The sequence below is a fragment of the Aeromonas sp. LsrichE-8G genome (genome assembly GCF_022869435.1).
Taxonomy (GTDB): Bacteria; Pseudomonadota; Gammaproteobacteria; order Enterobacterales; family Aeromonadaceae; genus Aeromonas; species Aeromonas caviae.
Map to the genome: position 1 here is coordinate 4,476 of NZ_JALIHH010000311.1, position 11,285 is coordinate 15,760.

7 protein-coding genes and 2 pseudogenes are annotated in these 11,285 nt (G+C 55.5%); 8 read left to right on the forward strand and 1 reads right to left on the reverse strand.

Going from position 1 to position 11,285, the window contains the following annotated elements:
* Window positions 1–294: 294 nt before the first annotated feature.
* The 7 genes from MUW49_RS21820 to rmuC all read left to right on the forward strand — a co-directional run bounded on the left by MUW49_RS21820 (window position 295) and on the right by rmuC (window position 8,954).
* Complete coding sequence (locus MUW49_RS21820; RefSeq protein ID WP_167826048.1) at window positions 295–1,551, forward strand: hypothetical protein; 1,257 nt, start codon at window positions 295–297, stop codon at window positions 1,549–1,551.
* On the forward strand, window positions 1,548–2,156 hold the full coding sequence (locus MUW49_RS21825; protein WP_005330555.1) for a hypothetical protein: 609 nt from the start codon (window positions 1,548–1,550) through the stop codon (window positions 2,154–2,156). The genes MUW49_RS21820 and MUW49_RS21825 overlap by 4 nt, the downstream gene beginning before the upstream one ends.
* A complete protein-coding gene (locus tag MUW49_RS21830) occupies window positions 2,153–4,915 on the forward strand; it encodes a hypothetical protein (protein WP_005330554.1) in 2,763 nt (920 codons plus the stop codon). The genes MUW49_RS21825 and MUW49_RS21830 overlap by 4 nt, the downstream gene beginning before the upstream one ends.
* Window positions 4,912–5,784: a hypothetical protein gene (locus tag MUW49_RS21835; protein WP_021140990.1), complete on the forward strand. Its 873-nt coding sequence runs from the start codon at window positions 4,912–4,914 to the stop codon at window positions 5,782–5,784. Before MUW49_RS21830 ends, MUW49_RS21835 begins: the two co-directional genes overlap by 4 nt.
* 155 nt (window positions 5,785–5,939) lie before the next feature.
* Complete coding sequence (locus MUW49_RS21840; protein ID WP_244813259.1) at window positions 5,940–6,503, forward strand: hypothetical protein; 564 nt, start codon at window positions 5,940–5,942, stop codon at window positions 6,501–6,503.
* A 9-nt stretch (window positions 6,504–6,512) separates the two neighbouring features.
* Complete coding sequence (locus tag MUW49_RS21845) at window positions 6,513–6,884, forward strand: hypothetical protein (protein WP_162540652.1); 372 nt, start codon at window positions 6,513–6,515, stop codon at window positions 6,882–6,884.
* Between the two features lie 309 nt (window positions 6,885–7,193).
* Complete coding sequence (gene rmuC, locus MUW49_RS21850) at window positions 7,194–8,954, forward strand: DNA recombination protein RmuC (RefSeq protein ID WP_244813261.1); 1,761 nt, start codon at window positions 7,194–7,196, stop codon at window positions 8,952–8,954.
* 164 nt (window positions 8,955–9,118) lie between these two features.
* Here the strand turns inward: rmuC and MUW49_RS21855 are convergent.
* A pseudogene (locus tag MUW49_RS21855) lies at window positions 9,119–10,067 on the reverse strand (IS30 family transposase).
* A gap of 209 nt (window positions 10,068–10,276) precedes the next feature.
* Between MUW49_RS21855 and MUW49_RS21860 the strand changes: the two are divergent.
* Window positions 10,277–11,011 (forward strand): annotated as a pseudogene (locus tag MUW49_RS21860) (IS5 family transposase).
* The last annotated feature ends 274 nt before the right edge of the window (window positions 11,012–11,285 follow it).

Consider the following 11,285-nt stretch of genomic DNA (forward strand, 5'->3'; position numbering starts at 1 on the left):
TGCAAAGTGTTCAGGTTGAACCGGAATGAGCGTTCACGTTGGTCCGGAAATGGTGTTCACGTTGAACCAGAATCGGTGTTCATGATCGGCCGGAATATGCAGCGTTTGAGCATTTGCAGCAATGGCGGTAAGGGAGACCGGAGTCGTCAGATATCTGCTTGAAAAAACGACATGTAGAAGTATCCAGTATTGTTGCCAGCTGGGTTGCTTTCTATGCTCTTGTGGTCAAATGACGCCAGCCGTCCATCGTATGATTCTTTGGACTGGGGCCAAGGGAGCGAACAAGGATACCGAATGGCAAATCCCAAAAGTCTGATATTCCAACTGCATAAACATTGGGACGTCATCGAAGCATTGGTTCGGGCTTCGCGGGAATGGCCTGCTTTCGATGAGGCGATGGTGCTGAGGCTAATTGGCAAGTCCAGCCGGGGCAGTGACAGCGAGCCTGAGTGTGGAGAAATCTTGCGCAGCCTATGTAGCAGCGATGTCCTGCAGTGGCTTGAGCGAACCGATACCCTGCAGGTCAACCCCTTGGTGCAAGAGTTTGCGCGGGGGCTGTTACGTGAGCATGAGTTAGGGCTTTCTGCCGTGCTCAAGGCGCGTATCGAGGCCATCAAACAAGCGACAGTACAAATACTGGAAGGTTCTGAACCACTCAATCCCGATTATTTGCGTCAGGGCTCAGCCAAGATGTCAGACCTGTTGCGGCAGATCAGTTTGCAATTGGATCAGGATCGCCATGCCATATTGGAGCTGGCCGAACAGGCTAAATCCGCGGATGCAGCCATGCCAATAGCGCAACGTTATCGCTCAGTGCTTGAAGCCTATGACCAGTATGTGGAGCCCATGAACGAGATGATGGACTCCGGGCTTGCGGGCAACTTCTATCCCTTTCTGGAGCAGGCGGAGAGGGCTCTGGATCGGGCTGTAGAGGCCATCACCATACAAGGTGGGCTTTATACCCACCAGTTACAGTTGCGTCAGGTTTCTTATCAAGCCAAGGAGTTGCAGCGGTTGGGAAGATTGGTAGCCCAGCAATGTGCCGCCACCTTGCTGCCGCTGCGTGAAGAGCTGCGCGAGCATAATGGCCTGTCTGCCGCCATCAGCCAGTTGTTGGGGCGTGTGCGCAAACGTGGCCTCACGCGAGCTCTGCCGTTGCGCAATACGAAGGGGGCCTTGCCTGTCTGGCGGCAGGAGCGACCGCGACGCGTTAGTGTAGGCTTCGAGGTCAAGGATTTTATGGCCAGCGCCCTGGCGTACATACCGGAACTCATCCGTTTCCCGACGGAGGTCCCCTTCGACGCCTCACTGGTAGAGCCCATTGATGACGAGACCCTCAAACAACACCTGCAAGAGAGCCTGCCAGTGGAGAACCTGATGCTCTGGTTGCTACAGCATTATGGCGAGCAGCCGGATGCCACCTTGTTGCGACTCTACCACGAACTGGTGCGTGAGCCTCTTTGGCTGGCGAGCCTTCACCCAGATAGCACCACAACGGATTTGCAAGAGGTGCTGGTCAGTTATCACCCCTACAGGATCCAGAGATCATGATTACCTCTATTTCGCATCTGGAGTCGCTCGGTGCCCTGAGTGAGCTGTTTCGCCTGTTCAACAGCGGCAAGCACCTCAACCGGGTGGCGGAGCCTGCCCTGTGGGCCGAGCTGGAGCGTTGTCAGGAAAGCTATCAGGCTATTTTTGCCGCCCTGGGGTTTGAGCTTAAAGTCGAGCCACGTGGCTATGCCTGGTTTCATATCGAGGAGTCCGGCAGCCAAGCCAGCAAGACTAGCAAGCGCCTGGCGTTGTTATGGATGTGCTTGTTTGATACCCAGGCTGATGAGGGCAGACCCTTGTCCCGCTTTACGGAGTGGCGGGTAGACAAGGCCTTGCTGGCCAAGGCTCACGAGCATCATCAGGAGATCCTTGAGGCCGAGGGGTTGGAGCTGGATGGCTTCATCGCGTTGCTGGACAGCGCGGTCAAGCTCGGATTTGCGTTGTCACTTAACGGTTATTGGCAGTTATTGCCGGCGGTCTATCGCTATCTGGAACACTTCGAATCGTTGAGCGCATCTGGCCAAGACGATTCATTCGATGAGCCGCAGGGTGGCGAGGAAGATGAATCGGCAGAGGTGGGTTTGGATGAGGAGGAGGAAGCATGATCCAGTACGGGTTTGAGCGTCTGGTATTGTTGGGCAGTGCCGGGTATCAGAGAGCCGAGTTGCCGCTGGATGCTGCCGTCTCACTCATCGCCCCCAATAACACAGGTAAAACCAGCCTCATCAACGCGCTGCAGTTTTTATTGATCATCGACCAGCGACGCATGGACTTTGGCGCCCACGATCTGGAGAAGTCCAAACGATTCTACTTCCCCAACAACAGCGCCTACATACTGCTGGAAGCCTGTCTGCCAGAAACGGGGACCGTGGTGCTGGGATGTGTCGGCAAGGGGGTTAGCCATGACTATCAGTACTTTGCCTACAAGGGAGCGTTGGATCTGGATGATTATCGGTTGGACGGCGGCGCTCTGGTGGCGGAGCCCCAACTGGTAAACCACCTGGCCACGCGCCAGCGGCTGGTGTTTGTCTACAAGAGTCCCAATGATTTTCGCGATGCCCTGTATGGTGGTCGTCGCAAGCGGGCCGCCAGCGAGCCCGATTTCACCCTCTTTCATCTGGAGCATCAATCGGATGCTGCTGCCTATCGACAGGTCCTCACTCGTACCTTACGGCTGGATAGGCTCACCTCGGCCGATGTCAAAAATTATCTGTTGGAAATCTTCAAACGGGACTTGTCGGATGCGGCCATCGACTTTCGGCAAGAGTGGGAAAAGGCATTTAGCGAGGTCAATAGTGAACGGGCTCAGTATCAGGCGGCGGTCAATCAGTCTGCACGGATCCTGAGCTTGGCCAAACAAGTGCAAGAGCGTTTGACGCTCAGAGGCAAGCTCATCGTCTGGTGCCCACAGATAGAAGAAGACCTCAAGCAGTGGCACTCCTACTATGAGTCCACAGCAGAGGAATTGGCAGCCAAGGTGTTGCAATGCGAGACGGCACAAAAGCAATCGGGGAGCCGTATTCAGGAGCTGAGTGTCGAACGGCTCGTAAAACAGCAGTCCCATACTCAGCTGCTGGCGCTCAATCAGCAGCAAGCGGAGCTGGAGCGTCGGTTTACCCTGCTTTCGGGACGTGAGCAACTTGAAACACAGCTGGCGGCGGTCAAGGAGAATTTGGAGGCTCAGATCACCCTGCTGGGGCAGGTCAAGAGCCGCAGCGTAGAGGACATAAGGCGAGATTTACGTCGGCAACAGCAGTTGTCGATGAGCCTGCATCGGCAGCAGGAGACCTTGACCGACAATCTCTATCGACACATGGCTGATCATCTGAGTGAAGAGGAGTTACTGCGACTAAACCGGGTGCTCCAGGCCGGAGTGATGCAGCTAGGACCGGCAGATTTCGAACTGGATATGCCCCGGTTGAAACAACAGTTGTCACAGACGCCGGGCGAGACGCTGATGCTGGCTGGCCTGCGCATCAACCTTCATCGGTTGCATCCCCAGTTTCAGCAACTCAGTGAAGCCGAGCTGAAGGAGCAGATCAGGGATACCGACAGGCATATCGCCAGTTTGGAGGTGCAGCAGCAAACAGCCGAGCAGCGCCACCAGGCCGAGGCACACAAGCAACGATTAGAGCAGGAGCAGCAACAACTGCGGCAGGAGCTGGCCGACTTCGACACCTGGCAGCATCTATTGGCCCAGAGTGACCAGCGAGCAGAGCAATTGATAGCCCATGAACAAGAGCTGGATAGGCTACAGGCCGAGCTGGCAGCGATTAACCAGCAGCAATTGAGCTTGGTTGATCAACTCAATGCTTTGCGACAAGCGCAGATGCGACTGGATGATGAGCATAACGGCATCGTCACCATGCGTAACCAGCGCGAGGATCAGGGGCCAGAATTCGGTTATCTGGAATCTCTTTCCTACCATCCCTGGCTCGGGGGAGCCACCAGAACGCTGGATACCCTATATACCCGTTTGCAAGAATTCCAGACCGATAGTCGTCAATTGTTGGCGTTGAACAGCGCGTTGCAGCGCGGTTTGCAGGATTTGCACGCTGGCGGACTCACCAAGTATGAACACTGCCCGACTCAGGACGAGGAGTGGAGTCGGATCCTCGATTTCCATCAGATGTTGCCAAAAGAAGCCGAGGCATTGGAGAAGAAGGCCCGCAGTGCCGTGATCAATGTCACCGCCAGCCTGAAACAGCTCAGACAGGGGCTGAATGCTTTTAAGGCGCAGATGCGGGGCTTTAACCGGCTGGTGAGTCAGCGTCAACTGTCCGACCTCAGGGTTTTCAAAATCGAGCCCAGGGATGAAGCACACCTGGTGGAAGCCATCGAAATTCTGCTCGATAAGTCCGCTCAGGTGGAGACGGGGGAGAGCTTCGATCTGTTTAATCAGCAAAGCGTGCTGGATGATGTGCGATTGGATCGCGCCAAACAGACCTTGTTTGATGAGGGCAATGCCCGGCAAGGGCTCCGTGTCGCCGATCTGTTTCGCCTGGAGTTTGTGATAGGTAAGCAGGATCAGCAGGAGGAGTCCTTCACCGAGATAGACAGTGCGGCCTCCAACGGCACCGTATTGATGGCCAAGCTGGTGACCGGGCTGGCCATGCTCCACCTGATGCATCACAAGAACAAGCGCATCCGCACCATCTGTTATCTGGATGAGGCGCTGGCGCTGGATACCCGCAACCAGAAAAATCTGATCGATGTGGCGGCAGAATTCGGTTTTGCCCTGATCTGCGCCTCGCCAGCTCCGTTGACCACGGCACGCTATTGCGTACCTATCCATCACCATGCCGGCAAGAACCATATCAATCGGCAGAGCTGGCTGGTGCTTGCTCCCAAGGAGCGACCATGAGCCGTAGTTTGATCGCCGCCTTGCGCAAATTGCGCCAAGCCCCTGGAGGAGGGCTTGCCAGCTCTCAATTGAGCGAGGGGCAGCGACGTGAGCTGAGCAGCTTTGCCCGCGCTACCGGCAGCATACAGATGCGGCCCGAGGGCAGGGGAGTCGTATTTGAGATAAGGCTGCCCGCCGTGGTGGAACACCAGTGGCGACAACTGGTGCCGATAGAGCAAGCCGAATTGGTCGATGGTCTGCCACGCCGAGCGCGTAACATCGCCGCAACTCGCCGTAGCAAGGGGGCAGATCATGGGCATGAGTTCAGCTATCTGCTGTTAAAGGCCGGTCCCGGTCAGGTGGCGTGGCGAGATGATAAAGACAACCGGCTGGACTTGCGACTGAGCACCGATCAACTGGGCGTCGCCGCTCTGACTGTGCACGCCGACAGCACCTGGTATACCGAACATCCGCTATGGCTTGTGGAAAATCAGGCGCTGTTTGACCAGCTGGACTGGCTACCCTGCGCCCAGCCCGCCAGTGTTGCTTATTACAGTGGCCAATTGCCCAACACATTGTTGGATTGGCTCGCCTTGCGCCAGCGGGCGCCTGCGATCCACTTCTTTCCCGACTACGACGGAGTGGGTCTGCTCAACTTTGCCCGGCTTCGCAGCCGTCTTGGCCACAGCGTGGCCCTGTGGTTGATGCCCGAGTGGCCATCTCGTCTCGAGCGTTTCGGTTGTACCACGCTTTGGCAGGATACCCAGCGCGAATTCAACGCCATGCTGGCACACCCTGCGACAGCCGATTTCGACGTGGAAGTGAAGCAATTGATCCGGTCAATGCAAGCCAGCGGGATGGCGCTGGAGCAGGAAGCCGTGTGGTTGTGAGGAACTGCCCCGTCCGTCTCGCCTGCCTCTTATCTGTCTATTAGTTTGAAAATATCTGCTTGAAAATACGACATGTGCAAAACCCCAGTATCGAAGCGGCTTTGCTCGAACGATATAGTCATCTGGGTTTTAACTGATGACTTGGGAGATAAAGGATGAAGGCGGCGACACGGCATGATTGGCAAGGGTTACAACCATTGCATCGAGATGCGCTCACCCTTCCGCTGAGCCTGCGCTTTCGCGATGAGCAGATGGCCAACATCCGACAGGGATTTATCCCTCCGGCGATGGAGTACAAATGGTTCTGCTATTTCGAAGGAGAAACTCTCCACCTATACCGGAGCTGGACGGGGAGCAAGGCGGCGGAAGTGCTCTTTGTTCGTGACAGTGAAGGTTGGTGGCTGGCATCGAGAATGCGGTTGTCGCTGGATCCTGATCATTTCGGCTGGTCTTTGGAGGAGGCCAAATCGATCATCGAAAGCGAAATTGCCTTTTATGCCGCCGGGCAAGTCCCCGCCGATGGCTTTGCGCAGATGCTGCAAACGGCGTCCCAAGCGGGTTATTTCGGCTCGCCCAGCGTCGTGCATGAATTGCTGTTTCCCTTCTTCCATTGTCTGCTCTGCAAGGGGGTGGCGCCGCATATCGAGGGCATCCCAGCGCGAAGCGTTGCCGATGTTGTGGAGGAAAATAAACGGGTAACGCGTGCGATCAGCAGGTAGACCGGGGAGGTGCACGGCCTGGAGGCGTGGCGCACGGCGGAGCAACTTGGCAAGGCCCTCATCCATTACTTCGAGTTGGATGAGGGGTGGCACGCAGGGGAAGATCTCGCCTTCACGCTCAGTGAGGGGCTGGCTGCCGTCGGCATTCAGGTATCCGAGGTGATCCTGGCCTTTATCCATGCGCCATCTCCCACGCTGGACGGCCTCATTCAGTATTTGAAGGTGATACAGGACTTTGTGGTCAGCGTCATGATGGGCACTAACAGCGCCTATTACCCGGATCTGGTGTTGGCGGATTTCAGCTGGGCGCGTCGCAATGAGTTTGCGGCCCAAGGCCGCGCCATGAGCCACGCGCGAGCGGACGAAGAAGACGTCGAATAGGAAGATGAGCCAACCCCGGGGACCGCATACCATCCCAGCCCGTCGACAAGCTCGACGCCATGCTCAAAGGTGCGGCCGACAAGCCTGTGAACGTCGCCATCCAACGGGATTTTTAATAAACATTCTGCTCAGTTGAGCATCAGCAGGCGGGAGTGTGAGTCACCATCGGTTTCCATGAAATCGGGCGTGTTAGCCTGTTGCACAGTAGTGGCCAGCATAGGCATTGACGCGATTATCGTGGTTATCGCCGGGCAAAAGCACTATTCGCACCACTTACATCTGCCTTTCAAGCACGCTTAAGGAGTATTCATGCAAATCAGCCAGTGGACTACGGAGATCATTGTCATCAGCGTCATCATTGCAGTCGCTTGCTGCGTGATTGGCTACTTTGTGGCGGCGCTGCGCCACGGCAACCGGCTCGGTCAGCTCACTAGCCAACTGGGGCAGGCACAGCAGGCACAGGGCTTGCTGACACAGCAATTGGCACAGGCTCAGGAGCAGCTCAAGGCGGCGGAACAACAATGTCATGGGCAGCAGGTGGAGGCCGGCAAGGTGCAGACCCAGCTAGAGGGTGCCAAAGAGCAGCTGCAAGAGTTGGCGACGCAATTGAGCGAACGTAAGGCTGCCAGCGAGGCCTTGCAGCAGCAGTTGAGCGCGGCCAAGGAGCAGCAACATGACGCGGAGAAGCGTCTGGAGACGGCACAGGCCGAAAACCGTGGTCAGAAAGAGCAGATCGCTGACTTGCGTGAACGCTTGAATCTGGCTGATGGGCAAAACCGAGCAGCCCATGATGAGATCAGCCAGCTCAAGGATAAGTTGGCCAATGAAGGCAAACATGCGCAATCCCTGCAGAGCGCGGAGCGCGAAGTCCGTGAACAACTGGTGGATGTCAAACAGACCCTGAAAGAGCGTGAGAACGCCATTCTCGGCCTGCAGGAGCGGTTGCATCAGGTTGATAACGAACACACCGAGCTCAAGACCACGCTGCAAAAGCGGGAAGAGCACTTCCAGGAGCAGCTGGGTCAACTTGCCGATGCCAAGAAGACACTGGCACAGGAGTTTGAAAACCTCGCCAACAAGATTTTCGACGAGAAGGGCAAGGCGTTCACTCAGAGCAGCCAGATCGGGATCGATAGCCTGCTCAAGCCATTTCGCGAGCAGATCGAAGGATTCCAGAAACGGATCAACGAGGTGCACGATGTCTCGGTGCAAGGCAGCGCTCAGCTCAATGCCGAGATCCGGAAGGTGCTGGAAATTGGTCTGAATATGAGCAAGGAGGCCAACAACCTCACGTCGGCCCTCAAGGGCGATTCCCAGCAGCGCGGAGCCTGGGGGGAAGCGCAACTGCGCCGCACACTGGAGATGAGTGGCCTGATTGAAGCGGCCCACTACGAAGTGCAGAGCAGCTTCAAGGATGCGGAAGGCAAGCACAAGCAGACCGACTATCTGATCAAACTGCCGGATGGCAAACACATCATCATCGACAGCAAGGTTTCTTTGGTGGCTTATGATCGGGCGGTAGCGGCCGAGAGCCCAGAGGCGTATCAGCTGGCGATGGCAGAGCATCTCAAAGCGGTGCGCAAGCATATCGACGATCTGGCATCGAAGGATTACATCAACTTGATTGGCATGCACAGCCCCAGCTTTGTGCTGATGTTCATGCCGATTGAACCCGCCTATATCGAAGCGTTGAAGCACAACAAGGATTTGTTCGAGTATGGATACAACAAGGGCATCGTACTGGTCTCACATACGACCCTGATCCCCATCCTGCGCACGGTATCAAATCTGTGGATGATCGAACGCAGCAATACGGAGGCCCGCGAGATCAGTGAAAAAGCCGGCGACATCTACAACCAGGTCTGCCTTGTTGCCGAACGTCTGAGCAGCTTGGGCGGCACGCTCAACACCGCCAGCAATCACTACAACAACACGGTCAAGGCGCTGGTGGGCAAGCAAGGGCTGTATGGCAAAGTGGAGAGATTCAACAAACTCTCGGCGAAGGCCAGCAAGACACTGCCGCAACTGGACGCATGCATATGGACTTCGAACAGGATCGGTTGTCATTGATCGTCGAAGCTCTGGAAGAGCCCGGCACGATTGCCATAGAGGAAACGGCGCCGACGGCATAGTCGTTTAACGATGCAGATCGCGTAAAACAATCAAGGCGCTACACAGGCGCCTTGATTGTCTGGGTTGCAACCCATTGCCATCGTCGTCCAGCACCCCCCAAATCAGGCAACCTGTCGTAGTTCATCAAACACGATCTGCGGTTGCCTGAAATCCAAACATTTGCGCGGTCTGAGGTTGAGTCGCCGCTCGAAGGCCGACAACTCATCCGGGCTGAGCTGGCTCAGGTCGCTGCCCTTGGGCACATACTGCCGCAACAAGCCATTGCTGTTCTCGTTCAGACCTCGCTCCCACGCGCTGTATGGATGCGCGAAGTAAAACTGGGCATTCAGCACCTTGGCTACTCGCTCATGTTCCACAAATTCACTGCCATTGTCCGCGGTGATTGTATGAACATGTGCCTTGTAGGGCTCTAGCATGCAGATGATGGCATCGGCCACTGCTGCTGCCGTCTTGGCAGGCACATACTGCACCAGGTAGAGTCGGCTCTTACGCTCGGCCAGTGTCACGATGGCACCACTACCTTGTTTGCCCGAAACGGTATCCACCTCCCAGTCACCCAATCGGCTGCGAGAGTCGACTATCGCTGGGCGCTCATCGATCGATACCGGGTTGGGGATCACGCAGCGCTTGGCATTCTGTCCCTTACGGTAACGTTTGTGGCCTTGCCGCAAGTGACGAAACAGCTTGCCACCGTTGGTCTTATCCTGCGCCACATAGCGGTAGATCCACTCATGACTGACAGGGCAACCAATGCGCCTGCAGACCGAGCTTATCTGCTCCGGACTCCAGTCTGCGGCCAACGCCATGGTCACGAAAATAAGGGTATCTTCCGGGACACGATATTTGCTGCTTGAACATCGTCGCAGGGTGGCCGATTGATGAGCCTCTGCTGGTTGATAACCTTGCGTACACCGGTTGCGACGGAGTTCGCGACTAATGGTGGATGGATGCACACCGCACCTTGCGGGCAATCATTGCTTGGCTCAAGCCATGGTCATGAAGGCAAGCGATCTGGTATCGTTGTCCTTCGGTCAACTGCTGGTATCTCATGGTGTTCCGCTTTGTTTCTTTGGCGAGAAGAAGCGTACCAGAACCGGCAGTTGGCCTCTTCTCTCCTATGCACCATGGGTGTTGCAGTTATTATCTGAATTCGCGACTAATTAAGGACTTGGTGATCTGATCACCACCATCCCTTTCAAGTCTGCATCATGGGCTTGTCGCTTCACCCTATCACCAACTAGTCTTAATACAACACGTCTCTGATTAACCGGGGTCCACTCACCTTCTGGGTTGATACCGAGGCCAAACTGGTTCCACCACGACCATCATGGGCGGCGGGGCCGCAGCCAACTCTACACCGACCAGACCATCTGTACCTTCCTGATGCTCAAGGGGATTTTCAGTCTCACTTTGCGAGCAACTCAGGGACTACTCGACTCTCTGTTCGAGTTGATGAACGTACCGCTTTGAGTACCGGCACTATGAAAGTTGTCTATACTGCCGTCCCCCAAAGGAGGGATCTCCGACCTAGTTATAGATTCGATTGGCCTCAATGTATTTGGGGAAGGCGCGTGGAAGGTCAGAAAACACGGTGCCGAGAAGCGACCTATCTGGCGCAACTTGGGTACCATTTATGCGGATGGCGCCTACGACAGCAAAGCCAGCCATCAGCATATCTTGCGCAAAGGGGCAACAGCCTGTATTCCGCCTCGCAAAAGCGCGGGATTATGGGAAAAGGGACATCTGAGAAATGAGGCGGTGCTGGTGATGCGCAAGGAAGGCCTGGCGCACAGGTAGAGGATGTCAGGATATCACCATCGCTCGCTCGGGAAACAGCGATGTATCGGTTTAAACAGTTGCTAGCGGGGAAAATCAGCCTACGAACATACAACGGTCAGGTTGGGGACGTGATGGCGTATGTGAGAGCCTTAAATAAGCTGAACGCCCTTACTCAGGTTGTCAGAATTCCCCAAGTGGAGTGGCCACTTGGGTGACAGGCAGATATGGGAAATAATGTCTGTTGAATGTACTATGCCTCATAATCTGTTCACCTTGGCGATTACGCACTACCTGATAGGGCTCGCTCCGCTCTTTGCTGAAACATGCATACACACATAAAATATCCTGATTACCCATGATTAGCAGTCACCACGAGCTATACTGATCTTACGTACAGTTACTGAGGTGCGAGATCATGGCCAAAAGCAAAGTCCAATTCCAGAAAGGCTACAGCCTGTTTGATTTTTTCAAGGACTATGGCACTGAAGC

Excerpts from the sequence above, each read along its gene's own strand:
- MUW49_RS21820 (WP_167826048.1), top strand. The coding sequence starts at position 295 with ATGGCAAATCCCAAAAGTCTGATATTCCAACTGCATAAACATTGGGAC.
- MUW49_RS21825 (WP_005330555.1), top strand. The coding sequence starts at position 1,548 with ATGATTACCTCTATTTCGCATCTGGAGTCGCTCGGTGCCCTGAGTGAG.
- MUW49_RS21830 (WP_005330554.1), top strand. The coding sequence starts at position 2,153 with ATGATCCAGTACGGGTTTGAGCGTCTGGTATTGTTGGGCAGTGCCGGG.
- MUW49_RS21835 (WP_021140990.1), top strand. The coding sequence starts at position 4,912 with ATGAGCCGTAGTTTGATCGCCGCCTTGCGCAAATTGCGCCAAGCCCCT.
- MUW49_RS21840 (WP_244813259.1), top strand. The coding sequence starts at position 5,940 with ATGAAGGCGGCGACACGGCATGATTGGCAAGGGTTACAACCATTGCAT.
- rmuC (WP_244813261.1), top strand. The coding sequence starts at position 7,194 with ATGCAAATCAGCCAGTGGACTACGGAGATCATTGTCATCAGCGTCATC.